This window comes from Nocardia sp. NPDC051321 (assembly GCF_044455225.1).
In the GTDB taxonomy this organism is placed as follows: domain Bacteria; phylum Actinomycetota; class Actinomycetes; order Mycobacteriales; family Mycobacteriaceae; genus Nocardia.
Window position 1 is genome coordinate 190977 of sequence record NZ_JBITEM010000013.1, and the last position, 24131, is coordinate 215107.

At 67.1% G+C, this 24131-nt stretch carries 23 protein-coding genes; 15 read left to right on the forward strand and 8 right to left on the reverse strand.

Annotated elements, in window-relative coordinates; genetic code table 11:
• Positions 1 to 7 precede the first annotated feature (7 nt).
• The 3 genes from ACIA8C_RS30560 to ACIA8C_RS30570 all read right to left on the reverse strand — a co-directional run bounded on the left by ACIA8C_RS30560 (position 8) and on the right by ACIA8C_RS30570 (position 2022).
• On the reverse strand, positions 8 to 826 hold the full coding sequence (locus tag ACIA8C_RS30560; protein ID WP_397140675.1) for a class I SAM-dependent methyltransferase: 819 nt from the start codon (positions 824 to 826) through the stop codon (positions 8 to 10).
• Positions 796 to 1317 (reverse strand): DUF2505 domain-containing protein, encoded by a 522-nt coding sequence (locus ACIA8C_RS30565; RefSeq protein ID WP_397140676.1) that lies wholly within the window; start codon positions 1315 to 1317, stop codon positions 796 to 798. The genes ACIA8C_RS30560 and ACIA8C_RS30565 overlap by 31 nt, the downstream gene beginning before the upstream one ends.
• 219 nt (positions 1318 to 1536) lie before the next feature.
• Positions 1537 to 2022 (reverse strand): DUF2505 domain-containing protein, encoded by a 486-nt coding sequence (locus tag ACIA8C_RS30570; protein ID WP_397140678.1) that lies wholly within the window; start codon positions 2020 to 2022, stop codon positions 1537 to 1539.
• Between the two features lie 24 nt (positions 2023 to 2046).
• Here ACIA8C_RS30570 and ACIA8C_RS30575 point away from each other — a divergent pair, with 24 nt between their 5' ends.
• Positions 2047 to 3141: a UDP-N-acetylmuramate dehydrogenase gene (locus ACIA8C_RS30575; protein WP_397140680.1), complete on the forward strand. Its 1095-nt coding sequence runs from the start codon at positions 2047 to 2049 to the stop codon at positions 3139 to 3141.
• Positions 3142 to 3209: 68 nt separating this feature from the next.
• Positions 3210 to 4442: an Ig-like domain-containing protein gene (locus tag ACIA8C_RS30580; RefSeq protein ID WP_397140682.1), complete on the forward strand. Its 1233-nt coding sequence runs from the start codon at positions 3210 to 3212 to the stop codon at positions 4440 to 4442.
• 278 nt (positions 4443 to 4720) lie between these two features.
• Here the strand turns inward: ACIA8C_RS30580 and mscL are convergent, their stop codons facing one another.
• Both mscL and ACIA8C_RS30590 read right to left on the reverse strand, forming a co-directional pair.
• Positions 4721 to 5176: a large conductance mechanosensitive channel protein MscL gene (gene mscL, locus ACIA8C_RS30585; protein WP_396991351.1), complete on the reverse strand. Its 456-nt coding sequence runs from the start codon at positions 5174 to 5176 to the stop codon at positions 4721 to 4723.
• 133 nt (positions 5177 to 5309) lie between these two features.
• Positions 5310 to 6044: an SDR family NAD(P)-dependent oxidoreductase gene (locus ACIA8C_RS30590; RefSeq protein WP_397140684.1), complete on the reverse strand. Its 735-nt coding sequence runs from the start codon at positions 6042 to 6044 to the stop codon at positions 5310 to 5312.
• A gap of 72 nt (positions 6045 to 6116) precedes the next feature.
• Here ACIA8C_RS30590 and ACIA8C_RS30595 point away from each other — a divergent pair, with 72 nt between their 5' ends.
• The 7 genes from ACIA8C_RS30595 (at position 6117) to ACIA8C_RS30625 (ending at position 15614) form a co-directional block, all read left to right on the forward strand.
• Positions 6117 to 6938 carry an alpha/beta fold hydrolase gene (locus tag ACIA8C_RS30595; RefSeq protein ID WP_397140686.1) on the forward strand — a complete coding sequence of 274 codons (822 nt, stop codon included), beginning with the start codon at positions 6117 to 6119 and terminating at the stop codon, positions 6936 to 6938.
• A gap of 135 nt (positions 6939 to 7073) precedes the next feature.
• A complete protein-coding gene (gene mshA, locus ACIA8C_RS30600; protein WP_397140688.1) occupies positions 7074 to 8504 on the forward strand; it encodes a D-inositol-3-phosphate glycosyltransferase in 1431 nt (476 codons plus the stop codon).
• Positions 8474 to 9004 carry a YbjN domain-containing protein gene (locus ACIA8C_RS30605; RefSeq protein ID WP_397140690.1) on the forward strand — a complete coding sequence of 177 codons (531 nt, stop codon included), beginning with the start codon at positions 8474 to 8476 and terminating at the stop codon, positions 9002 to 9004. The genes mshA and ACIA8C_RS30605 overlap by 31 nt, the downstream gene beginning before the upstream one ends.
• 10 nt (positions 9005 to 9014) lie before the next feature.
• Positions 9015 to 9920 carry an ROK family protein gene (locus ACIA8C_RS30610; protein ID WP_397140692.1) on the forward strand — a complete coding sequence of 302 codons (906 nt, stop codon included), beginning with the start codon at positions 9015 to 9017 and terminating at the stop codon, positions 9918 to 9920.
• Between the two features lie 24 nt (positions 9921 to 9944).
• Positions 9945 to 10682: a phosphoglyceromutase gene (locus tag ACIA8C_RS30615; protein WP_397140694.1), complete on the forward strand. Its 738-nt coding sequence runs from the start codon at positions 9945 to 9947 to the stop codon at positions 10680 to 10682.
• A 639-nt stretch (positions 10683 to 11321) separates the two neighbouring features.
• Entirely contained in the window at positions 11322 to 13379 is a 2058-nt protein-coding gene (locus ACIA8C_RS30620) for a CocE/NonD family hydrolase (RefSeq protein ID WP_397140696.1), read from the forward strand.
• A 204-nt stretch (positions 13380 to 13583) separates the two neighbouring features.
• Positions 13584 to 15614 (forward strand): CocE/NonD family hydrolase, encoded by a 2031-nt coding sequence (locus ACIA8C_RS30625; RefSeq protein ID WP_397140698.1) that lies wholly within the window; start codon positions 13584 to 13586, stop codon positions 15612 to 15614.
• 93 nt (positions 15615 to 15707) lie between these two features.
• Here the strand turns inward: ACIA8C_RS30625 and ACIA8C_RS30630 are convergent, their stop codons facing one another.
• Positions 15708 to 16358 carry an NADPH-dependent F420 reductase gene (locus ACIA8C_RS30630; RefSeq protein WP_397140699.1) on the reverse strand — a complete coding sequence of 217 codons (651 nt, stop codon included), beginning with the start codon at positions 16356 to 16358 and terminating at the stop codon, positions 15708 to 15710.
• A 60-nt stretch (positions 16359 to 16418) separates the two neighbouring features.
• On the opposite strand from ACIA8C_RS30630, the gene ACIA8C_RS30635 reads away from it, so the two are divergent.
• From ACIA8C_RS30635 to ACIA8C_RS30645, 3 genes are all read left to right on the forward strand, one after another.
• Positions 16419 to 16853 carry a winged helix-turn-helix transcriptional regulator gene (locus tag ACIA8C_RS30635; RefSeq protein ID WP_397140701.1) on the forward strand — a complete coding sequence of 145 codons (435 nt, stop codon included), beginning with the start codon at positions 16419 to 16421 and terminating at the stop codon, positions 16851 to 16853.
• 153 nt (positions 16854 to 17006) lie between these two features.
• Entirely contained in the window at positions 17007 to 18242 is a 1236-nt protein-coding gene (locus tag ACIA8C_RS30640; protein ID WP_397140703.1) for a sensor histidine kinase, read from the forward strand.
• Complete coding sequence (locus ACIA8C_RS30645) at positions 18239 to 18928, forward strand: response regulator transcription factor (RefSeq protein WP_069160635.1); 690 nt, start codon at positions 18239 to 18241, stop codon at positions 18926 to 18928. The genes ACIA8C_RS30640 and ACIA8C_RS30645 overlap by 4 nt, the downstream gene beginning before the upstream one ends.
• 210 nt (positions 18929 to 19138) lie before the next feature.
• On the opposite strand, the gene ACIA8C_RS30650 is transcribed toward ACIA8C_RS30645, so the two are convergent.
• Positions 19139 to 19471 carry a hypothetical protein gene (locus ACIA8C_RS30650; protein ID WP_396991340.1) on the reverse strand — a complete coding sequence of 111 codons (333 nt, stop codon included), beginning with the start codon at positions 19469 to 19471 and terminating at the stop codon, positions 19139 to 19141.
• Positions 19472 to 19550: 79 nt separating this feature from the next.
• Positions 19551 to 20348 (reverse strand): hypothetical protein, encoded by a 798-nt coding sequence (locus ACIA8C_RS30655; RefSeq protein ID WP_397140872.1) that lies wholly within the window; start codon positions 20346 to 20348, stop codon positions 19551 to 19553.
• Between the two features lie 143 nt (positions 20349 to 20491).
• Here ACIA8C_RS30655 and ACIA8C_RS30660 point away from each other — a divergent pair, with 143 nt between their 5' ends.
• The 3 genes from ACIA8C_RS30660 to ACIA8C_RS30670 all read left to right on the forward strand — a co-directional run bounded on the left by ACIA8C_RS30660 (position 20492) and on the right by ACIA8C_RS30670 (position 24103).
• On the forward strand, positions 20492 to 21526 hold the full coding sequence (locus ACIA8C_RS30660) for a hypothetical protein (RefSeq protein WP_397140705.1): 1035 nt from the start codon (positions 20492 to 20494) through the stop codon (positions 21524 to 21526).
• 37 nt (positions 21527 to 21563) lie between these two features.
• Complete coding sequence (locus tag ACIA8C_RS30665) at positions 21564 to 23108, forward strand: hypothetical protein (RefSeq protein ID WP_397140707.1); 1545 nt, start codon at positions 21564 to 21566, stop codon at positions 23106 to 23108.
• A gap of 128 nt (positions 23109 to 23236) precedes the next feature.
• Positions 23237 to 24103: a sugar phosphate isomerase/epimerase family protein gene (locus ACIA8C_RS30670; protein ID WP_397140874.1), complete on the forward strand. Its 867-nt coding sequence runs from the start codon at positions 23237 to 23239 to the stop codon at positions 24101 to 24103.
• Positions 24104 to 24131: the final 28 nt, after the last annotated feature.

Sequence of the window (24131 nt, forward strand, 5' to 3'; positions counted from 1 at the left end):
GCTCGGTTCAATCCGCCCGTGCCGGTTCGAGATTCGGGGCCACGATGTCCCACGGCACCGACAGCACACAATCACGCATCCGCCGTCGATAGGCGCGCAGCGGGAAACCTTCTCGCCGTAGGGATTCGGCGGTTGCGCGCCAGCGGATGCGGGGACCGAAAGGGGCAAGGGGAGCGGCGCGGGCCCAGGCACGGTCGGCGGCGGTGAGCAGGGCGTGGATCGGCTCGCCCGGAATGTTGCGGTGGATCAACGCTTTCGGCAGTCGCTCGGCGATGTCGGAGGGTTGGTCGACGGTGAACGGGTCCCAGGCCAGGGTGAGTGATCGCGGGCCGGACCGATCGAGCAGCACCCAGGCGCAGCGGCGGCCGAGTTCGTCGCAGGTGCCGTCGACCAGCAGGCCGTCCGGCGCGAGGCCGGACAGGATGGTCGACCAGGCTTCGGGCACAGCGGATTCCGGATACTGGCGTAGAACATTGAACGCGCGCACCAGAACTGGTTGCAGACCGGCCAATTCAAATCCGCCACGGGCGAAGCTCACCCCGTCCCGGCCTGGCACAACGCGTTGCGGATCGATCTCCAATCCGACGACGCGCACATCGGGGCGCACGGTGCGCAGCCGTCCGGCCAATTCCAGTGTCGTCCACGGACTCGCCCCGTAACCGAGGTCGACGACCAGCGGATCGGCCGCCGCCCGCAGCCGCCCGGCGACCAGTTCGTCGTGCACCAGCCAGCGGTCACTACGCCGTAGTCGATTGACCCCGGTGGTGCCGCGGGTGATGGAGCCGACCGGTTTGGTCAGCTGGTTGGGTGATGATCGTCCAGCCACTGCACCGTGAATTCCGCTTCGGCACGGAACAGATCGATCAGGTTCACCAGCATCAGCTGCTCGAGCCGAGGGCCGACCATCGGGATGAACACCTTGGCCTCCGAGGAGAAGCGCATGGTGCAACCGGTATCGGTGGGGAACAGGCGGATGGTGCCGCCCAGGCTGCCCGGCCCGGCCGGGATCGAGGCCGAGTACTTGCCGGTGATTTCCTCGGCGCCGAACGGCCCGTAGCTTTCCTTGCGGGTGATGATCATGTCCTTGCGCATCACGGCCTGCGCGATCTCGGGCAGCATCTCGCGTGGCAGGACATGGTGCAGCTCGACATCGATGCCGCCGTCACCCACCTCTAAGTTCGCTACTTCGTTCCCCGGCGAGTACTTCCGCATCTCGGCCATCCGCGCGTCCCAATAGTCGCGGTCCGACAGTGCCGCGTAGAGCTCTTTGGTGGTGTGCAGCGGGTAGCGCGCGGAGTAATCAAGTCGACGGGCCATGAATCGAGAGATTACTGGGCTGCATTTTTGGCCGCGCGGGCGCGGCGTGTTCGCGGCCCCCGGGTGTCGCGCGTCCGAGCGTCCGAGACTCGCGCCTGCGGCCCATGCGCTTCGGCCACTCGGACGCGCGACGGGCCGCGAACGGCGCTCGATGGCCTCGCGCGTTATGGTCGCCGACGCCAGTATCGATCAGGTCGAATCGCTACCGATTCCCGCGGCTCAGTGCGTGTCGAGCCAGGTGTTGGTGAACTCTTCCTCATTCTTCAGCACCTCGGTCAGGTGCTCGGCGATCGCGGCTTCGATCTTGCCGCCGAACAGCGGGATCTTCACCTCGATGGTGCCGTTGGCGGCCGCGGACGAGCCCGCGCCGTCGTCGTTCAGCGTGATGGTGCCGCGCACCTCGGCGGGCGCGCCGTCCACGGTCGCCGAGAAGGTGGCCGCATCGCCGTCCCAGTTCTCCACGCGGGGGATGATCAGGTCGCCGGGGCGCACCGCGGTGATCGCGGCGGGCAGCAGCTCGGCGGCGATGGCCTGCACCAGCTGGACCCGGATCTGATTGCCGTTGACGCTCACCGAATCGAGCCGGGCATTGGGCCCGCCGACCTCGGCAACGCGGTCTTTCCAATACTGGTCGTTCGCGAACGCCGCGCGCACGGCGGCAGCGGGATGCGAGTAGCGGGCCGTGTACGCCAGCGGTGTAGCCATGGTCGGACACGCTACCGTCTGCCTGTGCGAACTTCACGTGTGGTGCCGTCGGATGTGCTGGCCGCCACCGGCGCCCGGATTCGCGAATCGGTGCCGCTGGCCGAGCTGACCACGCTGCGGGTCGGCGGGCCTGCCACGGTCGCCGAATGCGCGACCACCGAAACGCTGGTCGCGACGGTGCGCGCGCTGGACGCGGCGGGCATTCCGGTGCTGCTCATCGCGGGCGGTTCCAACCTGCTGATCAGCGATGACGGCTTCGACGGCGTGGTGGTGCGGGTGCTGACCGATGGCGTCGAGCTGAGCGCGGACGGCGTGCTGGCCGAGGCGGGCGCGAACTGGGACGCGGTCGTCGCGGCGACGGTCGCGGCGGGGCTCGGCGGTCTCGAATGCCTGTCCGGAATTCCGGGTTCGGCCGGGGCGACGCCGGTGCAGAACGTCGGCGCGTACGGCGCGGAGGTGGCGAACCTGTTGCGCCGGGTGCGGCTGTTCGATCGTCGCAGCGGTGCGATCCGCTGGGTCGAGCCCGGCGAGCTCGGCTTCGGGTATCGCACCAGTGTGCTGAAGCATCGCGATGACGCCCTGGTGCTCGCCGTCGACTTCGCCCTCGATCCCACTGGTGCGAGCGCGCCGCTGCGCTTCGGCGAGCTCGCGAGCATGCTCGGCGCCGCCAACGGCGAATCTCGCCCGGCCGCCGAGGTCCGCGATGCCGTGCTGCGGCTGCGGGCGGGTAAGGGCATGGTCCTCGATCCCGCCGACCACGACACCTGGAGCGCGGGGTCCTTCTTCACCAATCCGGTGGTGCCCGAGGACCGGGTGGCCGAGGTGCGCGCGGCGATCGCCGTACATGTGGGTGATGTCACGGTGCCGACATATCCGGCACCGGATGGGGTCAAGTTTTCCGCGGGGTGGCTCATCGAACGGGCCGGTTTCGCCAAGGGATTTCCCGGCCCTGACGCACCGGCCCGATTGTCCACCAAACACACCCTTGCGCTCACGAATCGCGGCGGCGCGACCGCGGCGGATCTGGCGGATCTGGCCAGGACGGTGCGCGATGGGGTGGCCTCGCGTTTCGGCATCCGGCTCGAGCCCGAACCCGTGACGGTTGATGTCCCGCTCTAACCGGATGAAACGGACACCACACCTTTCGCTAGCCAATCAAACGAGTTTGCCCGCGTAAATTCGATGAAGTGAGCAACCGTCCAGGGATCCGCAGACCGGTCGCCGCCGTGTCGGCCGTGCTGTTCGTCGTAGTCGCCTTGGTGGCCGGATGCAGCTCCGGCAGCGGCGGCAGCAACTCTTCTCCTCGCGAAGCGGGGCCCGTCGCCAAGATCACCTTGGCACCGGAGAACGGCGCGAAGAAGATCAATCCGACCGCTGCCGCCTCGGTCACCGTCGCCGACGGCACCATCGATCAGGTCGCGCTGACCAATGCCAACGGCAAGCAGGTGGCCGGCGAATTCGCGCAGGACAAGCGCAGTTACAAGATCACCGAGCCGCTCGGCTACGACGCCACCTACACCTGGTCGGGCACCGCGATCGGCACCGATCGCAAGCCGGTCCCGATCGAGGGCAAGTTCAGCACGCTCGCGCCGAAGAACACCGTCCCGGCGACCATCAATATCGCGGACAACCAGGAGGTCGGCATCGCCGCACCGATCATCCTGCAGTTCAAGGCCGCCGTGCAGAACAAGGCCGAGGTGGAGAAGGCGCTGACCATCACAACCGACCCGCCCACCGAGGGCGCGTGGGCCTGGTTCCCCGACGACAACGGCTCCCGATTGCATTGGCGCCCCAAGAATTACTGGGTGCCAGGCACCGCCGTGCACGTCTCGGCCAAGCTCTACGGCCTCGATCTCGGCGGCGGCAACTACGGATACACCGATCTGACAACGGATTTCCGCATCGGCCGCAGCCAGATCGTGAAGGCCAACGCGCCGAGCCACCGCATGCAGGTGGTCCGGGACGGTAAGACCGTCTTCGATTTCGCGGTGAGCTACGGCGAGGGCAACGAGCCGCGCAACGTCACCCGCTCCGGCCTGCACGTGGTCACCGAGAAATACGAAGACTTCATGATGTCGAACCCGCCGTTCTACACCAACGTTCGCGAACGCTGGGCCGTACGCATCTCCAACAACGGCGAATTCATCCACGCCAACCCGGAATCCGTTTCCGCCCAAGGCTCTTCGAACGTAACCAACGGCTGCATCAACCTGTCCCCAGGTGACGCCCAGGCATACTTCCCGACGGCCCTCTACGGCGACCCGGTAGAAGTAACCGGCACCTCCATCCAAATGTCCGCCGCCGACGGCGACCTCTACGACTGGACAATCGACTGGCCCACCTGGAAAACCATGTCAGCAGAAGACGGCTCCACCTCAGTAGTCTCCGCAACCCCCGTCGCCCCCGGCCCGCCCCGCTAGAAATCATCGAGGTGAGTCAAATGGTCGCCAAATGATCTCTGGTAGCAACCATTTGACTCACTTGATCTTGAAAATCTCTACAACGCCACCATAGCCAGAGGACCACGCTGGAACGCGAGACTGCGCACCTGACGTGCACCTAAAGCCGGGTACGGCACACGACTCGACCACACTACTCACGGAAAACCTGGACAGGTCTTCAGCTTTCCGGGCTGCTCACCTTGGGCCGTCCTTCGCTGTACATATCCGGTAGGTACACGAATCCGGGGAACGAGGCGTCAGCGCCGCAACGAAATGTCCAAATCCGGGTCGTTCTCCACGGCACGGTCCGCGGCCCGCTGGTGCCGCACGGCATCGTGGCGCTCGGCGAGCAGGTCGCGGATCTCGATGAGTAGTTCGGTCTCGGTGGGCTCGGCCGCCTTGGTGGTGCCGAAGCGGTTCTTGATCGTTTTCATCGGCAGCATCAGCACGAAATAGAGTACGGCGGCGACCACGAAGAAGTTGATGAACGCGGTGACGATCGGGCCGATCTGGATGAACGTCGCCGGTTTGTCCGCGATCAACTGGACTCCGAGGCCGAGCTCATTCTGATTGCCGAACACCGCTAGCAAGGGGTTGACCACCCCCTTCGTCACCGAGGTGACCACCGCGGTGAACGCAGTGCCCATTACGACCGCGACCGCTAAATCGATGACGTTCCCGCGCATCAGGAACTCTTTGAAGCCCTTGAACATGAGCCGAACAACTCCGATCTGAGCTAGACGTCAAAGCCTCAGATGCTAACGGCAGAAGGTAGCCGGTGCAGACACGGCAATCCCTCGGCTAACCTGCCGCCGTAAACGAGTAATTCGATTCAGCTATCAGTGCTCAGTTGCGACGCGCGAAGCGTCCGGCGTCGGCCTGGTCGCGGGGCTTGACGATGATCTGGTCGAGGTTCACGTGCGACGGCCGCGACGCGACGAAGCCGACGATCTCCGCGATGTCCTGCGCGACCAGCGGGTCGATGCCCTCGTAGACCTTGGCCGCCCGCTCCTCGTCGCCGTCGAAGCGAACCAGCGAGAACTCGGTTTCCACTGCGCCCGGCGCGATTTCGGTGAGGCGCACCGGCTTGCCGAGGAGCTCGCCGCGCAGCGTGCGGTGCAGTACGGCCTGCGCGTGCTTGGCCGAGGTGTAGCCCGCGCCGTTGTCGTAGGCGACGAACGCGGCGACCGAGGTGATGGTGACGATGAGGCCGTCGCCGGAGGCGATCAGCTTGGGCAGCAACGCCTTTGTGAGGCGCAGCGTGCCGAGCACATTGGTCTCCCACATCCAGCGCCAGTCATCCAGATCGGCGTCGGCGACCGAGGCCATACCCTTCGCGCCGCCCGCGTTGTTGATCAGGATGTCGGCGCGCTCGATCGCATCGGTGAAGGCCTGTACCGATTCATTCGAGGTCACATCGAGTTCCAGTGCGGTGCCGCCGATTTCGTCGGCGACGCGCTGCAGGCGATCGACCCTGCGGGCGCCGACGTAGACGTGATAGCCCTGTTTGGCCAATTCCCGGGCGGTGGCCTCCCCGATGCCGGAGCTGGCTCCGGTGACAACAGCGGTGCGAGTGCTCATGAGTGCGATCCTAGGTGCAGCGCCTTTGCGGACCGGAGCGCTGTTGCGGGGATCACCGTTAGCCTGATCGGTATGGCTATTCGGGACGCGGTGAGCGCGGACGGAACGAACATCGTCTACCGGGTGAGCGGCCCCGCCGACGCGCGTCCGCTGGTGTTGTTGCACGGGTGGTCCGCGAATCTGCGCTGCTGGGGGCGGACGGCCGACGACCTCGCCGCGCGCTTCCGAGTCCTCGCCGTCGACCTGCGCGGCCACGGCTATTCCGACGCACCGGCCGCGGGCTATGACGACCCCAAGAACTGGGCCGCCGACGTCGCGGCCGTGCTTGCGGCGGAGGGCATCGACACCGGGGCGATCCTGCTCGGCTGGTCCTACGGCGGCATCGTGCTCAGCGACTACCTGACCGCGTACGGCACCGGGGCCGTCGCCGGCGTCGTCTTCACCAGTTCACAGGCCAATATCGGGCGCGGCGTCCCCGGCGCGGGCGCGGGCGCCGCCATGCAGGAGGCGATGCCCGGTGTCTTCGAGGAGAGCGCGGGTCGCGCGGTGCGCGCGTTCGGTGCCTTCGGCAACGCCAACACCGGTCCCGGCGCGGACAAGGGTGCCGACGCCCAGCGCCTGTTCGGTACCAGCCTCGCCACCTTGCCCTCGGTACGCAAGGCGCTGTTCTACCGAACCGTCGACAACACGGAAACCCTTCGCACACTGGACATTCCGGTGCTCGTACTGCACGGCACCGACGACCCGGTGGTGCCGATCGACAACGGCCGCTACATCTTCGAGGCCGCACCGGATGCCCGAGCGTCGTTCTGGGAGGGCGCCAAGCACGGTCTGTTCATCGAGGATCGGGCCCGCTTCGTCGCCGAGATCAGCATGTTCGCCGACAGCTTGTAAATACCTCGATCGACCGGTGATTCCGCGTCCGCCCAGGTCGGCGTGCCGCGACAGTGTGATCGGGTTCACCGAACGCCTGTGATAGCTCTCACTTGAGGGCGTGACGGTATGGAGGCCGGGAATCCACCGTGCACTATGGATAGTGTGAGTCAACGCCCGGACCTACGGCCGAACCGTGTCGCCGTGCTATCGGTGCATACCTCACCACTGGCGCAACCGGGCACCGGCGACGCGGGCGGCATGAACGTCTATGTGCTGCAAACCGCGCTCCAGCTGGCCCGCCGCGGCACCGAGGTGGAGATCTTCACCAGGGCCACCGCCTCCAATCTGCCGCCCGTGCAAGAAGCGGGGCCCGGCGTGCTGGTGCGCAACGTGGTAGCGGGCCCGTTCGAAGGACTCGACAAACACGATCTGCCGACTCAGCTCTGTCCGTTCACCGCGGAAGTGCTGCGCCAAGAGGCGCGCCATCTGCCCGGCTACTACGACCTCGTGCACTCGCACTACTGGCTGTCCGGCCAGGTCGGCTGGCTGGCCAGGGACCGCTGGCGGGTGCCGCTGGTGCATACCGCGCACACGCTGGCCGCGGTGAAAAACGCCGCGCTCGCCGAGGGTGACTGTCCGGAGCCACTGACCCGCGAGATCGGCGAGAAGCAGGTGATCGGTGAGGCCGATCGCCTGGTCGCCAATACCGTCGAAGAGGCACGCCAGCTCGTCGAGCTGTACAGCGCGGAGCCCGAGCGCATCGACGTGGTGCCGCCCGGCGCGGACCTGACCCGGTACCAGCCCGGTGACAAGGCGGCCGCCCGTGCGGCGCTCGGCTTGGCGGCCGACGAACAGGTCGTCGCGTTCGTCGGCCGGATCCAGCCGTTGAAGGCACCCGACGTGCTGGTGCGCGCCGCAGCCGAGGTACTGCGTGCTGACCCCACCCACCGGCTGCGTGTGCTCATCGTCGGTGGCCCGTCCGGCACCGGCCTGGAACGCCCCGACGCGCTGATCGAGCTGGCCGCCGCGCTCGGCATCGCCGACCGCGTCACCTTCCTGCCGCCGCAGCCGCCGGATCGCCTGGTGCTGGTCTACCGCGCCGCCGATCTGGTCGCCGTGCCGAGCTACAACGAATCCTTCGGGCTGGTCGCGATCGAGGCCCAGGCCAGCGGTACCCCGGTGCTCGCCGCCGATGTCGGCGGGCTCGGCACCGCCGTCCGGCACGGCGAAACCGGTTTGCTCGTCCCCGGTCATCGCACGCCGGATTGGGCGGGCGCCCTCGCGTATCTGCTCGCCGATCCCGAGCGCCTGCGCCGGATGAGCGGGCGCGCGATCGAGCATGCCGCCAACTTCTCCTGGGAGCACACCGCCGACGGCTTGCTCACCAGTTACTCCGCCGCACTCGCCGATTTCCGGGCCGAGCGGGCCCGGATCGGCGCTGGTCGGCTGGCCGTGAGCGGTAGCGTCGCCGGCGCGTCGCGTGCTGACGCGCGCGAGTGGGTACCCGGTGAACGCACTAGCCTGGAACCCAGTCAGGCCAGGTCGCGGGCGCTATGGCGGCGCCGGATGGGAGCACGTCGGTGAATGAAGTGCGGGCTACCGCTCAGCTGATCGATGAGACCCTGCGCGACCGGGAGATCGAGTACGAGCGCTCCGGCGAGGAAACCTTCGTCGTCATCCTGCCCGGTGAGCGCAAGCTGAAGACCACCGTGATGCTCACCGTCGGCAAGCACGGGGTCCGCATCGAGTCGTTCGTCTGCCGCAAGCCGGACGAAAACTTCGAGGGTGTCTACAAATTCCTGCTGCGGCGCAACCGCAGGCTCTACGGCGTCGCCTACACGCTGGACCGGGTCGGCGACATCTATCTGGTCGGTCAGACCGCCACGCACGCCGTCACCGCCGACGAACTCGACCGGCTCTTCGGTCAGATTCTCGAGGCGGTCGACGCGGATTTCAACGTGCTGCTCGAGCTCGGCTTCGCCGAATCCATTCGCAAGGAATGGAAGTGGCGCGTCTCGCGTGGTGAATCGCTGAAGAATCTGCGCGCTTTCGAACACCTGGTAGACGCCGCCGACAAGCCGTAAATTCACTGCGATGACAGTCATTGCCTTGGATATCGGCGCGACCAAGTTCGCGGCCGGTGTGGTGCGAAGCGGCACAACGGTGCAGGACGTGCGCCGGGTCGAGGTGCCGCCCGAGAAGGTGTGGGATGCCTGCCGCGGCCTGCTGCTCGACGTCGCGGGGGACATGGCGATCACCGCCATCGGCATCGGCTCGGCCGGACCGGTCGACGTGCGCACCGGCATCACCGCCCCGCTGAACATCCCAGAATGGAAGTCCGGGTTCGCGATCGTCGCCGCGGTGCAGGAGCTGTTCCCCACGGCGGCAATTCAATTCGCCATCGACGGGGCCTGCTTGGCGCTGGCCGAGCATCATGTCGGCGCGCTGCGCGGAATACCGAACGGGTTGGCGATGACCGTCTCCTCGGGGATCGGCGGCGGGATCATCGCGGACGGCCGGGTCGTCATGGGACGCACCGGCAACGCCGGCCACATCGGGCATATCGTGGTGCCCGGCTGGGACGTGCCCTGCCTGTGCGGCGGTGTCGGCTGTGTCGAGGCGGTCGCCAGCGGCATGTCCTCGGTGCGCTGGGCGGTGCGGCAGGGCTGGAAAGGCACCACCGGTATACAACTGGCCGAGGCCGCGAACACCGGCGACGAGATCGCCCTCGCGGCGTTGCATCGGGCAGGTACCGCGCTCGGTCAGGCGATCGCCTCGGCCGCGGCGCTGCTCGATGTCGATATCTGCGTCATCGGCGGCGGCTTCGCGCAATCCGGTGAGCCACTGTGGAAGCCGATGCGCGCGGCGCTGGACAAGCACGCGCGCCTGGACTTCACCCGCGAACTGCGCGTCGTCGAGTCCCGCATCAGCAACGGCGCCACCCTCGTCGGCGCGGGTGTGCTCGCCACCGGCCACGCCACCGCCGACGACATCGGCTGAGACCCGAATGGAAGAATGGCCCGCATGACCTACACCCTCGTGCTGCTGCGCCACGGCGAGAGCGAATGGAATGCCCTGAACCTGTTCACCGGCTGGGTGGACGTGCATCTGACCGACAAGGGCATCGCCGAGGGCAAGCGCGCGGGGGAGTTGCTGGCCGAGCACGGCATCCTGCCCGACGTCGTATACACCTCGCTGCTGCGCCGCGCGATCAGCACCGCCAACCTGGCGCTGGACGCCGCCGACCGGCATTGGATCCCGGTGATCCGGGACTGGCGGCTCAACGAGCGGCACTACGGCGCGCTGCAGGGCAAGAACAAGGCGCAGGTGCGGGACAAGTACGGCGACGATCAGTTCATGCTGTGGCGCCGCAGCTACGACACCCCGCCGCCGGCGATCGACCCGGGCGACGAGTACAGCCAGGAGGGCGACCCGCGCTACGCGGGCATCGAGGTGCCGAAGTCCGAGTGCCTGCTCGACGTTGTCAATCGGATGGTCCCGTACTGGGCGGACACCATCTCCAAGGACCTGCTCACCGGCAAGACCGTGCTGGTCGCCGCGCACGGTAACTCGCTGCGCGCGCTGGTCAAGCACCTCGATCAGATCTCCGACGAGGACATCGCCGGGCTGAACATTCCGACCGGCATTCCGCTGCGGTACGAACTCGATGACAATTTGCGCCCGGTTCGTCCGCGCGAATACCTGGATCCGGAGGCGGCCGCCGCGGGCGCCGCTGCTGTCGCCAATCAGGGTGGCAAATAACACCTCTCGACCACTGACGCGCCGTGCCCTGAATGGGGCGCGGCGCGTTGCTATTTCGGCCTGCACGCTTGAATAGCATTTGGATCAGCGGACTTTCGGTATTCGATTGCTCCCGGTTCTTGCATGGCAAGGAAACGGTCGCCTCTCTTCTGCTGTGCCCCAGTATTTCTCGTGGCTTCGTCCATGCGCGCATGAGGACTGCGCTGTCGATAGTCGCCACGCACGGCGCCGATCGGCGGGAGGGATGCAGTGGTCTAGCGATCCGGTGCACTCGACCGTGATCGCCACCTGGGATCGCACTCGCCGAGCGATCGGGATCGAAGTCGGATGTCTGCTGCCGGGTTGCTGGGTTCCTATCAGCGCGCTGCAATCGGCGCTGGTCAGCCGTGTTTTCCGACACAGTGGCGACTGAGTGCCAGTGGCGGATGGCTAGTTCGTTCGACTGCACAGTAAGCACTGGTTCTCGTGGTGGTCGTCCGGGGGAGCGCGTGCTACCAGGCCTTTGGGCGGGAGCTGACCGCACGGGTTGCTGTATGTGAACCCCTATTCAAAATCGATACGTGTTACCCCTTGTCATTACCGACAGGTAGGTATGTACACTTTGGTCGTTCGACCAGCCCGAGAGGTAGATCACGCCTGATGAAGCACGTGTTGCGCGTAACAGTCGCGGCAGTTGCCGCTGCGATGCTCGTCCCGTTCCTCACCAGCGGCGCTTCCGCCGCACCGGCGCCGACCGGTCCCGACGGCGGAGCCGCGGGAGCGGCCTGGCAAGCGACCCAGGATGGTCCGCAGCAGTACCCGAACATCAACATCCAATGGGATGTCCCGATCACGATGAGTGACGGAACCGTCTTGAAGGGCAACGTCTATCGCCCAGCGGACGCGTCCGGCAGGGCGATCGATACGCCGACGCCGACCGTCGTCAACCTCACCCCGTACACCAAGCTGGTGTCGAACCTCGCCGACCATGCGCAGGCCATCCCCGGCCTGTCCGACGCGCTGTTCGGCCTGCTCCGCCAGATCGATATGAGCGGCACCCCGCTGTCCGGCGTCACCGACCTGACCAAGGGTTTCGCCGGCGGCGAGCTGCGCAACTTCACCGTGGACCGCCAGCTCATCAAGAGCGGCTACTCGCAGGTGGTCGTCGACGTGCGCGGCACCGGCTTCTCCCAGGGCGTCTGGGACATGCTGCGCCAGCGCGAACAGCAGGACACCGTCGAGGTGATCGACTGGGCCGCCGCGCAGCCGTGGTCCAACGGCCGCATCGGCATGAACGGCATCTCGTACTCCGGCATCAATCAGGTGCAGGCCGCGGAGAAGCACCCGGCCGCGCTGCAGGCGATCTTCCCGGTCGTGCCGGGCAGCGACCTGATGAATGACGTGCTCGCGCCCGGCGGCGGCTTCGGCTTCAACTTCATCCCGCTGTGGCTGACCGCGATCAACGGGCTCAAGCTGGTGCCCGACCTCGCGTCGGTGCTCAACGGGCAGTTCGATACCCAGTGGCTGGCCGATCGGGTGCGAGATCCGTTGACGTTCATGGACGTGCTGCTCAACGTCTACACCACGGCCCGCGTCGAGGACCTGGACCCGCGCGCCAAGGAACTGCTCACCGGCAGCTCGACGCCGCGCCAAGGCTGGTTGAGCGACCCGTCCAAGATCCAGGTGCCGACCTTCGTCACCGGCGGCTGGCACGACCTGTTCACCTACTCGGAATCGAAGATCTACAACGAGATTCCGCTGCCCGCCGGTAAGAAGCAGCTGCTGATGGGCAACACCTATCACGTCAATTCCGGCAACGAGTACGCCAAGCCCGGCCTGCCGCCGCGGTTGGACGTGCTGCAGCGCGCGTGGTTCGACAAGTGGCTCAAGGACATCGACAACGGCATCGATCAGTACGGCCCGATCACGTTGCGGCAGCAGGGCGGCGGCTGGGTCACCACCGATTCGTTCGCCGAGCCGACCGAGAACTCCGGCGCGCAGGAGCCGACGCATCGCCGGATGTACCTGTCCGCCAGCCGCAGTGGCACCGCGAACAGCGGGTACGACGGATCGCTCACCGCGGCCGCCAACGACGACACCGCGCGGCTCACCGTCGCACCCGGCCTGACCAGCCTGTGCTCCAACGACGCGGCGCAGGGCAGCGCGGGCATCCTGTCGATCATCGACGGTTGCGCGAAGGACTCGCGGATCGAGGAGTCGAACGGGTTGACCTTCACCAGTAATCCGGTCGCCGAGCCGACTACGATCTCCGGGCGAATCGCGGTGCGGCTCAATACCGTTCAGGACGCGGCGGACGGCTACTGGGTGGCCACGGTCAACGACGTCGCGCCGGACGGGCAGTCCACCGTGTTGTCCTCCGGGCAGCTGATGGCGTCGCTGCGCGAGGTCGACGAGGCCAACAGCAGCAAGTCCGCCAACGGCGACTACACCGACCCGCGGGCGTTCACCTCGCTGGATCACCGGCAGCCGACGGTGCCGGGGGAGGCGACGACCCTGGATATCGCACTGCCTGCCACCGAGGCGATGCTGCAGCCGGGGCACCGGCTGCGCGTCGACGTCTACGCGGGCAACTTCCCGAAGGGTCTGCCGATCCTGCCGATGTTGCTCGATACCGGGCTGAAACCGCAGCACGTGCAACTGGATCCGAACCGGCCGAGCTTCGTGAATGTGCCGGTGCGCGGAAATCCCGGTTGGTGATTTCGGTCTGAATACCCGAAAGGGCGTCTTCGTTTCGATAGCTTCGAGCGAAGGCGCCCTTTCGCGGTTCGGGCGCGGTGTCAATTTCGCGGACGATAATTTGTGAGCCTGCACGATCTTTCGCTGTTCTCCAGCGAAAGGCGGACAGTTGCCGTTTCGCTCCTTACGGTTAGAGAACATCTGTTCCCGAAGAGAGTGGATCCAATGAGGTATGCGCTCCGCACCGCGGCATTGCTCGTCGCGGCGGTGGCCTTGTCCCCCTTCCTTTCACCCTCGGCCGTCGCGACCCCGGTCGGCCCGGACGGCGGCGCGACCGGTGCCGGATGGGCGGCCGCCGAGGACGGCCAGCAGCAATATCCCAACGTCTTCATCGAATGGGACGTGCCGATCACCATGAGCGACGGCACCGTGCTCAAGGGCAACGTCTATCACCCGGCCGACGCTGCGGGACAACCGATTGCGACGCCGACGCCGACCATCGTCAATATGACGCCCTACACCAAACTGGGCTCGATGATCGCCGACAGCATGATCTCGATCCCGTGGCTGTCCGACGCGGTGATGCAGGTGGCGCGCGACGTCGATCTGTCGGGCACCCCGTTCTCCGGCATCACTGATCTCACCAAGGCGCTCGGCGGTGGTCTGCTGCGCAACTTCACCGTGGACCGTCAGCTGATCAAGAGCGGGTACACCCAGGTCGTCGTCGATGTCCGGGGAACCGGCTTCTCCCAAGGTGATTGGGACCTGCTGCGCGAGCGGGAACAGCAGGACACCGTCGAGGTGATCGACTGGACGTCGCACCAGTCGTGGTCCACCGGGAATATCGGGATGAACGGCGTCTCCTATTCGGGATTGAACCAACTGCAGGTCGCCGCGAAGAACCCGCCCGCGCTGAAGGCCATCTTCCCGGTGGTGCCAAGCCGAAATCCGTTCCGTGACTTGGTCGCACCGGGCGGCGCCATCGGCGTCACCTTCATGCCCGCCTGGTTGCTCGCGGTCAACGGCGCCAAACTGGTACCGGATCTCGCGTCGGTGGCCCGTGGTCAGTTCGACATGCAGTGGCTGAAGGATCGGCTCGCCGATCCGTTCACCTTCGTCGATGCCCTGCTGAACGTCCTGGTCACCCCGGAGATCGACCAGCTCGATCCCAAAGTGCAGGCACTGCTGCAGGCGGACAGCCCGTTCCGGCAGTCGTGGGAGACCGACCCGAGCCGAATCACCGTGCCCACCTTCGTGACCGGCGGCTGGCACGACGTGTTCGTCAACTCGCAGGCCGACGTGTATCGCCGGATTCCATTGCCGCCCGGGCAGAAACAGCTCTTCGTCGGCGACGGATACCACATCAGCAACGGCAACGAGTCCGGCCGCCCCGGCCTGCCGCCGCGGATGGACGTGCTGCAGCGCGCCTGGTTCGACAAGTGGCTCAAGGGCATCGACAACGGCATCGACCAGTACGGTCCGGTGACGGTGCGCCAGCAGGGTGGCGGCTGGATCACCGCGCCGTCGTTCCCGCAGCCCGGCGTCGACTATCGGCGGATGTACCTGTCCGCTGCGCCCAGCGGGACCGCGACCAGCGTGCACGACGGTTCGCTGTTCGGCGCGCCGAGCCCGGCCGTCGACCAGCTCACCGTCGCGCCCGGCCTGACCGGGGTGTGCTCGCGGGACATGGCGCAGGAATCGGCGGGCGCGACGTCCATCATCGATGGCTGCAGCAAGGACGCGCGGATCCAGGAACTCGGCGGGCTGACCTTCACCAGTGCACCGGTCGCCGAGCCGACCAGCATTTCCGGTCCGATCGCGGTGCGGCTCAACACCGTGCACGACGCGACCGACGGCTACTGGACCGTCACGGTGAATGACGTTGCCCCGGACGGGCAGTCGTCGGTGTTGTCGTCCGGGCAGCTGGTCTCCTCGCTGCGCGCCATCGACGAGGGCCGCAGCACTCGTCTGCCGAACGGCGATTACACCGAGCCGGTGCCGGACCTGTCGCTGGATACCAGGCAGGCCACGGTGCCGGGACAGCCGACGGCGCTGGATATTTCGGTGCCCGGGATCGAAGCGGTGCTGCAGCCGGGGCACCGGCTGCGCGTCGACGTCTACGCCGGTAACTTCCCGAGGGGTCTGCCGCCGATGCCGCTGCTTGTCGACAGCGGCCTGCGCCCGCAGCACCTGCTGCTCGACCAGAACCAGCCAAGTTTTGTGAATCTCCCGCTACTCGGCAATCCGGGCTGGTAAACCGTAACCCGGTCTGAGCGTGCACTTATCGCGCATCAAAGCTCGAATTCGCGGGGTATGAGCGAATAGTGCATGCTCAGGCCGGTTTCATCGTCAGTCCGGGACGGCGAACGCCGCATCCAGCGGCGGGACGATCGCGCGGGCGTCCTGCCCGGCGAACCACAGGCCGACGGTGAATACCGACATCGCTTCCAGATACTTCGCCCGGTGCAGCCCACCGGCTGAAATCGGTTGCAGTTCCAGGTCTTCCACCAGCGTGGCGACCTGCCGCACTGCCGCAGGGTCGTCACCGCACACCGGTACCGCCAGCCTGCGCCCCTCGAACACGCGAGTATCCGACTCCCACACCTCGGCCGCGCACACGTTGAACGCCTTCACCACGTGCGCCGCCGGTGCTCCGGCCGCGATGCGTTCGGCGACCGCGTCTTCGGACAGTACGAACCCCGTAGCGCCCGCGGTATCCGGCGCAAAGGCGTTGGTGCAGTCGATGATGGTGCGCCCGGCGAGCAGGCTTTCGGCGGTCCGCAACACCTCGTCCAGCGCGTCGACCGGCAGCGCGAGCAACACCACGGCACCGAAACCGGCAGCGTCCCGGATACTTCCGGCCTTGCCTCCGATCGCCGCCGCCAATTCACCTGCCGCGGTGGCCGATCTGGCCCCGACGAGCACCTCGTGTCCCGCCGCGACCCACCCGCCGCCCAACGCCCGTGCCATCGCACCCGCCCCGATGATTCCGATTCGCATACTGACTCCTAGCTCGAAAGGTTCGCCGCAAACGCTAGGGAGATCAATAGGCACCTGCGGGTGCGCAACGGCGCTGGCATGCTGGAAGACATGACCGCCGCGCCCGAGCCGATCACCGCCGAACAGGTCGAGTTCGCGCCGTACGGCGATTTCGAATCCGACTGCCCGGCCCGGATGGGTGTCGACGTCTTCGGCAACTCATGGCTACCGGTCGTCGTCTACATGTTGCGCGCGGGCCCGATGCGCCCGAGCGACCTGCGCGGCGCGATCGGCGGCATCAGCCAGAAGATGCTGACGCAGACCCTGCGCAGGATGGAACGAATGACCCTGATCGAGCGGCACCGTTACGCCGAGGCCCCGCCACGGGTCGAATACGAGCTGACCGAAGCCGGTCGGGATTTGCTCGTCCCCATCTATGCGCTCGGCGACTGGGTCGGCAGGCACGGGCGAGCGGTGCGTGCGGGTCTGACGGGCCCGGACGCCGACGACGACTGAAATCTGGCCCCGACCAGCACACACAACGATGCGGCTGAGACATACCCAACGGCGCGTAAACGGCTGGCTAACAGCTTCAGAAGTGGCCATGACCTGCGCGAAACATCGTGTACCCGGAGTCGGATACGTCCTACGCGACCGTACGATTCAGGTGTGAGTGTTCCGCAAGCCGTCTTACTGGCAGTCCTTGCGGCTGTCGTAGGTCTGGCAGTCGGCGGGCTACTTATCCCCTATATGAACGCCAGGCAGCAGGCCCGCAGGCAGGCGGATTCCGGCCTGACGATGTCGCAGGTGCTCGACCTGATCGTGCTCGCCTCCGAGAGCGGCATCGCGGTGGTCGACGAATACCGCGACGTGGTGCTGGTCAATCCGCGCGCCGAGGAGCTCGGCCTGGTCCGCAACCGCCTGCTCGACGAGCGCGCCTGGGTCGCGGTGGAGAAGGTGCTCGCCACCGGCGAGTCGGCCGAGTTCGACCTGACCGCGAAGAACCCGGTGCCCGGCCGCGGCCGCATCGCGGTGCGCGGCGTCGCCCGCCAGCTATCGCGCGAGGACACCAACTTCACCGTGCTCTTCGCCGACGACGACTCCGAGCAGGCCAGGATGGAGGCCACCCGGCGCGACTTCGTGGCCAATGTCAGCCACGAGCTCAAGACCCCGGTCGGCGCGATGAGCCTGCTGGCCGAGGCCATGCTGGAATCCGCCGAAGATCCCGAGGCAGTGCGACATTTCGGACAGCGGGTACTCGGCGAATCCCGGCGACTCGGCAAAATGGTGACCGAACTCATTGCGCTGTCCCGGCTGCAGGGTGCGGAGAAGCTGCCCGAGCTCGAGGTGGTCGACGTAGACACCGTCGTCATGCAGGCGGTGGACCGCTCGCGGACCGCCGCCGAGGCCGCCGGAATCACCGTCAGCACCGACCGGCCGAGCGGGCTCGAAGTGCTCGGTGACGAAACGTTGCTGGTCACAGCCCTATCAAATCTGGTGGAGAACGCGATAGCGTACTCACCGGCCGGCTCCCATGTGTCGGTCAGCCGGTCATTACGTGGCGACCATGTCGCGATGGCCGTGACCGATCGTGGCATCGGCATCGCGAAAGAAGACCAAGAGCGGGTGTTCGAACGCTTCTTCCGATCGGATAAGGCCCGCTCGCGCGCCACCGGCGGTACCGGCCTCGGCCTGGCTATCGTCAAGCACGTGGCAGCCAACCACAACGGTGAGATCACCCTGTGGAGCAAGTTGGGCACCGGTTCGACGTTCACCCTGCGAATACCTGCCCACCACGAGGCCGACGGAGAAGAGGATTCCGCAGGCCCGACGGTGAGCATGAGAGAAACAAGCCCGCGCCCCTCGGGGCCGGGCCGACCCAATGGTGTGGAGGCACGCAGATGACGAGTGTGTTGATCGTCGAGGATGAGGAGTCGCTGGCCGATCCGCTCGCGTTCCTGCTGCGCAAGGAGGGTTTCGAAGTCACCGTTGTCGGTGACGGGCCATCCGCGCTCGCCGAGTTCGATCGGTCCGGTGCGGACATCGTGCTGCTCGATCTCATGCTGCCAGGCATGAGCGGCACGGACGTGTGCAAGCAGCTGCGTACCCGCAGCGGCGTGCCGGTGATCATGGTGACGGCAAGGGACAGCGAGATCGACAAGGTGGTCGGGCTCGAGCTCGGCGCCGACGACTACGTGACGAAGCCATACTCGGCGCGCGAGCTGATCGCGCGCATCAGGGCCGTGCTGCGCCGCGGCGCGGGCGACGAGTTGGACGGCACCAATGAAAGTGGCGTGCTGGAAGCAGGCCCCGTCCGGATGGACGTGGACCGCCACACCGTGCTGGTGAACGGCAAGCCGGTTACCTTGCCGCTCAAGGAATTCGACCTGCTCGAATACCTGCTGCGCAACTCCGGCCGGGTGCTCACCCGCGGGCAGCTGATCGATCGCGTCTGGGGTGCCGACTACGTCGGTGACACGAAAACCCTTGACGTGCACGTGAAGCGGCTGCGTTCGAAGATCGAGGCGGACCCGGCCAAGCCGGAACATCTGGTCACGGTCCGCGGGCTCGGCTACAAGCTAGAGGCTTGAGCTCTCCCGCCTCTCCGCGTATTCAAGCCAGACTTGGGTGCCACGATGGGAACGCGGGCGGCCGACGGTGAGTTCGTGAGTGAGTTGGCTCGTCCCCGGCGAGTTACCCATGTGCTCACGAAATCAGTTGGCCGGCAAGGCAAAGGCTGAGGACAAAACAACGGCCGAGGACGCTGCGAAGTCCTCGGCCGTAGTTTGCTGTCTGTGTGTTTACGGCAGGTAAGTCCACGTGGGGCCGACGCCGGGAACGTCCATCTTGCGCAACGAGATCCAGCCCAGGTCGTCTTCCTGCATGCAGTCGTACACGTCCGCCGCGGTGGTGCCGCGGCACGCGATGGTGCGCGAGGTGCCGTACGGGCTCATGATCAGGTTCTTGCCTGCCGCCGCGGCGCCCATCGCGTCGGGGGTGTTGGCGGGCATGAAGTCCGCGGTGAAGTCGGCGTACTTGGCGGGATCACCGTTCGGTTCGGCGTTGGCGACGGCGGGCAGACAGAGCGCGGCGCCGAGTGCGACGGCGGCCAGGGTCAAAACTTTCTTGGACATGACCGCACATCAAACCGCAAATGGGTGAAGATCGCATGCCTTCCAGGTGAACGGAGTGCAAGCTCGCATTCCGAGGGCCTCACGCGGTAGCGGTGTTCGCGCTGTCACGCAGCCGATCCGCGTGCACCGTCGCCGGGTGAATCGCGATGAGCCCCAAGCCTTGTCGGCGCTTGCAGTGCCTGGCCAGTTCCTCGTAGGCCGGGCCGCCGAGCAGTTCCTTCAACTCCGGGCCGTAGGACTGCCAGACCGGACGCGTGCCGACATGGGCGTCCGGCGAGCCGGAGCAGTACCAGTCCAGGTCCTCGCCGCCGGGACCCCAACCGCGCCGGTCGTATTCGGTGACCGTGGTGCGCAGGATCTGCACGCCGTCGGGCCGGTCCACCCACTCCTGGGTGCGCCGGATCGGCAGCTGCCAGCACACGTCCGGCTTCACCTCCAGCGGCTCGATGCCGCGCCGCAGCGCCATGCTGTGCAGCGAACAGCCGACGCCGCCCGCGAAGCCGGGCCGGTTGAGGAAGATGCAGGCACCGTCGAAGCGGCGGGTGCGCAGCGCGGGCTCGTCCTCCAGCTCGTCGAGCTCCAGGTAGCCCTTCTTGACCACCTTGCCGGTCGCGTCCATGGCCTCATCCATGAGCTGCCAGTCCTGCGCTGTGAGCATTTTCACAGCATTCTGCAGCCGCTTGCGATCGTCCTTGTCGGAGAGGAACGCGCCGTGCGAGCAACAGCCGTCATCGGGTCGTTCGGCGATGATGCCCTGGCAGGCGGGCGTGCCGAATACGCAGGTCCAGCTGGACAGTAGCCAGGTCAGATCGGCGACGATCAGATGCTCGTCGTTTGCTGGATCGACGAACTCGATCCATTCGCGGGGGAAATCCATGTCGACCTCGGGACTCGGATCGATCTTTCCCGCTGGTCGGGGCCGGGCCTGGCCACTGGATGATGCGCCTACCGTCACACCTCGGAACGCTAACAGTTCAGTCGCTTAACCTATAGGACCGGATCACCCAGTACCGTGTTCATGTGCGGCTTGGGGTACTCGATGTCGGAAGCAATACCGTCCACCTGCTGGTGGTGGACGCGCATCGGGGTGGTCACCCCATGCCGATGAGCTCGACCAAGGCCACTTTACGGCTGTCGGAAAACATCGATGACGAGGGCCGAATCACCGAGGCCGGCGCGCAGCGGCTGATCGCCACCGTCGCCGAATTCGCCAGCATCGCCGAGACTTCCAAGTGCGTCGAGCTGATGCCGTTCGCCACCTCCGCGCTGCGCGAGGCGACCAATTCCGAGGACGTGCTCGCGCGTGTTCGCGCGCAGACCGGCGTTGCGCTGCAGGTGCTCTCCGGAGTCGACGAGGCCAGGCTGACGTTCCTCGCGGTGCGCCGCTGGTTCGGCTGGAGCGCGGGCCGCATCCTCAATCTGGACATCGGCGGCGGTTCGCTGGAAATGACAAGCGGGGGCGACGAGGAACCCGATCTCGCGCTGTCGCTGCAGCTCGGTGCCGGACGGTTGACCAGGGAGTGGCTGAAGGAAGATCCGCCAGGCAAGCGCCGCGTCAACGTGCTGCGCGACTGGCTCGACGCGGAGCTCGCGCTGCCCGCGAAACAGCTGCTCGACACGGGTAAACCGGACCTGGCCGTCGGGACATCGAAGACCTTCCGCTCGCTGGCCAGGCTGACCGGAGCGGCACCCTCGGCGGCGGGCCCTCGGGTGCGTCGTACACTCACCAGCTCAGGTCTGCGCCAACTGATTGCGTTCATCTCGCGGATGACGGCGGCCGACCGTGCAGAATTAGAAGGCGTAAGTTCCGATCGGTCACAGCAATTGGTGGCTGGCGCATTGGTCGCGGAGGCGAGTATGCGGGCACTATCGCTGGAATCCTTGGAGATTTGTCCCTGGGCGCTGCGAGAAGGACTGATCCTGCGCAAACTGGATACCGACATGAATGGCGGACCTCGAGCGACACGCTTACCGGGCCCGGCGGCCAGCAATGACCGTCAGGGGCCCGGCGGTGCGGCCGCGCTACCGGGGCCGATAGGAACGGTGTCGTCATGAGAGAGCGAATCGTGTGCAGCACCGGTGAGGTGCGGTTATGAGCGACGACTCCAAACAGCTATCGGTCGCCGAGCTGCTGGCCCGCAACGGCCAGCAGGGTGCGTCGGCCGCGGGCGGTGGCCGGCGCCGTCGCGGTGGCCGCGGAATCTCGGTGGCCGAGCTCACCGGTGACATGCCCGCCATCGGCAGCGGTCAGTCCTCGCACGCCGCGCCTGACGCGGAGCCGGACGAGCCGGTCTACCAACCGCCCGCGTACGAACCGCCCGCACCGGAACCTGTCTCATACGCGCCACCCGCGCCGGACCCCGCGGCGTATTCGCCCATGTCCGGGCCGATCTCGATGTACGACCCGCTGGCCGCGTACGCCCAGCCCGAGCCGCAGGCCGATCCGCTGCCCGGCCGGTCGAATCGGGTGATGCCGGGCCGGGACATGCCGGACTCGCGATACAACCCGGCCGCGGATCTGTACGCCCCCTCGCCGAACCCGTACGCGCCGTCGCCGAATCCCTACGCCCCGTCGCCCAATCCGTACGCGAGCGACCCGATGCCCGACGAGGCCCCGCGTTCCGGGCGCCGCCGCAGGCACGACGAACACGACGACGCCACCACCGAGGTGCGACCGCCGCTGCGCGATGTCGGTGGGCGCGGAGGAGCGGGCAGCGCGCTGCCCGACCGCAACGGATCGAACGGCCGCAACGGCGCTACCGGCGGCAGAGCCGCCCGGCGTCGCGCGGCCGAGGCCGAGGCCGAAGAGCTCGCCCCGTCGACCGCGGCCTGGTCGCCGTCGGCCACCGACTACGACGAGCCGGCACCGCTGCCGGAGTCCAGAGCCACGGCGCCATGGGCGCCGACGCCCGAACCGCCGCCGAGAGCCCCGCAGCGCAATGGTGCCCCCGAGGGCGGCCTGCCCGCCTGGTCGGCGCGAAGACGCAAACCCGATGCGCCGCAACGCAACGATCCGCCGCCCGAACCCGAGGGCATCTCCACCGCCGCGTGGTCGCTGGCCAGCCAGGACCAGCAGCTGGTTTCCGGCCAGACGGTGGCGGGCGACCTGCTCAGGGACGGTGTCGAGCGGGCTGAACGCGCCGATGCCGAACGCGCGGCCGGCGGACGCGGCAAGCGCGGCCGCTCGAAACGCGACTCCGGTCGCGCCGCGGTCGATGAGCTCGAGATGTACGACGGCAAGACCGATTTCTTCGAGCCCGTCGACCTGGACGACGAACACGACGAGCTCGACGACTTCGACGAGGACGAGCAGTCCGACCACAAGGTTTCGCCGCGCCGCTCCGCGCGGGCGGCCAAGAAGGCCGAAGACGACGCCAACCGTCGCCAGTGGATGATCCTCGGCGGTCAGAGCACCGGTGCGGCCGTCGCGGGCATGTTGCTGTTCAAGGGTTTCGAGCGCATGTGGGAGATGCTCCCCTGGGTGGCGCTGGCCCTGGCGATGATCGTGATTCTCGGTCTGGTCGCGCTGGTGCGAATTCTGCGCCGGACCGACGATGTGCTCAGCACGGTCATCGCGGTCGTCGTTGGCGTCTTCGTCACGCTCGGACCGCTAGCCTTTCTTCTCAGTACGAACTGAGGCAGGGAGCGGCAGTGGCGAAAATCGGACAGGCGGACGAAACCAGGGTGCGTCACGCCTCCCGCGCGGCGGCCCGGCCTGCCGCGGTCGCCCCGGACGAGTCCGAGGGTTCGCCGGACCGGCGACAAATCCTCGTCGGACTCTCGACGGCGTCGGTCTATCCGCAGAACACCGAGGCGGCGTTCCGGTACGCGGCCGAACTCGGTTACGACGGCATCGAATTGATGGTCTGGGCCGAGCCGGCCAGTCAAAGCATCGCTACCGTGCAGGCTTACGCCCGCAAGTACGACGTGCCGGTGATCGCGATCCACGCGCCGTGCCTGCTGATCTCGCAGCGGGTGTGGGGCTCGGATCCGGCCGCCAAACTCGAGCGCAGCGTGCGCACCGCCGAGGCGCTGGGCGCCCACACCGTCGTCGTGCATCCGCCGTTCCGCTGGCAGCGCCGGTATGCCGAGAACTTCGCCGCTCAGGTCGCCGAGCTCGAGGAGCACAGCCCGGTCGTCGTCGCGGTGGAAAACATGTTCCCGATGCGCGCCGACACCCTGTTCGGACGCGGGGAACGCGCGGTCAAGCGGTTAGAGCGGCGCGGAGGACCCGGCATCGGGCTCACCGCGTTCAGTCCGTCCTACGACCCGACCGACACCGGTTTCGAGCATTACACCCTCGACCTGTCGCACACCGCGACCGCGGGCGCCGACCCGTTGGCGCTGGCCGCGCGGATGGGCGAGGGCCTGGCCCATCTGCACCTGGCCGACGGCCGCGGCGCCGCGCACGACGAGCATCTGGTGCCAGGTGAGGGCACCCAGCCGTGCGTCGAGGTGTGTGACACCCTGGTCCGCAACGGTTTCGCCGGTCAGGCCGTCGCCGAGATCAACACCCAGAACGCCCGCACCACCCAGGACCGTGCGGCCATGCTGCACCGCACCCTCGCGTTCGCCCGGCTGCATTTGAACGGTCAAACCGCGCCCGCGCCGACATCGGCCAATCACGCCTGACGCGAAAGCCCCCGTTCTGCAAGCGTAT

Bases quoted from the DNA above. Each gene is read 5' to 3' on its own strand.
- ACIA8C_RS30565 (WP_397140676.1), bottom strand. From the start codon at position 1,317: ATGGCCCGTCGACTTGATTACTCCGCGCGCTACCCGCTGCACACCACC.
- ACIA8C_RS30570 (WP_397140678.1), bottom strand. From the start codon at position 2,022: ATGGCTACACCGCTGGCGTACACGGCCCGCTACTCGCATCCCGCTGCC.
- mscL (WP_396991351.1), bottom strand. From the start codon at position 5,176: ATGTTCAAGGGCTTCAAAGAGTTCCTGATGCGCGGGAACGTCATCGAT.
- ACIA8C_RS30590 (WP_397140684.1), bottom strand. From the start codon at position 6,044: ATGAGCACTCGCACCGCTGTTGTCACCGGAGCCAGCTCCGGCATCGGG.
- ACIA8C_RS30595 (WP_397140686.1), top strand. From the start codon at position 6,117: ATGGCTATTCGGGACGCGGTGAGCGCGGACGGAACGAACATCGTCTAC.
- mshA (WP_397140688.1), top strand. From the start codon at position 7,074: ATGGATAGTGTGAGTCAACGCCCGGACCTACGGCCGAACCGTGTCGCC.
- ACIA8C_RS30605 (WP_397140690.1), top strand. From the start codon at position 8,474: ATGGCGGCGCCGGATGGGAGCACGTCGGTGAATGAAGTGCGGGCTACC.
- ACIA8C_RS30610 (WP_397140692.1), top strand. From the start codon at position 9,015: ATGACAGTCATTGCCTTGGATATCGGCGCGACCAAGTTCGCGGCCGGT.
- ACIA8C_RS30615 (WP_397140694.1), top strand. From the start codon at position 9,945: ATGACCTACACCCTCGTGCTGCTGCGCCACGGCGAGAGCGAATGGAAT.
- ACIA8C_RS30620 (WP_397140696.1), top strand. From the start codon at position 11,322: ATGAAGCACGTGTTGCGCGTAACAGTCGCGGCAGTTGCCGCTGCGATG.
- ACIA8C_RS30625 (WP_397140698.1), top strand. From the start codon at position 13,584: ATGAGGTATGCGCTCCGCACCGCGGCATTGCTCGTCGCGGCGGTGGCC.
- ACIA8C_RS30630 (WP_397140699.1), bottom strand. From the start codon at position 16,358: ATGCGAATCGGAATCATCGGGGCGGGTGCGATGGCACGGGCGTTGGGC.
- ACIA8C_RS30645 (WP_069160635.1), top strand. From the start codon at position 18,239: ATGACGAGTGTGTTGATCGTCGAGGATGAGGAGTCGCTGGCCGATCCG.
- ACIA8C_RS30650 (WP_396991340.1), bottom strand. From the start codon at position 19,471: ATGTCCAAGAAAGTTTTGACCCTGGCCGCCGTCGCACTCGGCGCCGCG.
- ACIA8C_RS30655 (WP_397140872.1), bottom strand. From the start codon at position 20,348: ATGGATTTCCCCCGCGAATGGATCGAGTTCGTCGATCCAGCAAACGAC.
- ACIA8C_RS30665 (WP_397140707.1), top strand. From the start codon at position 21,564: ATGAGCGACGACTCCAAACAGCTATCGGTCGCCGAGCTGCTGGCCCGC.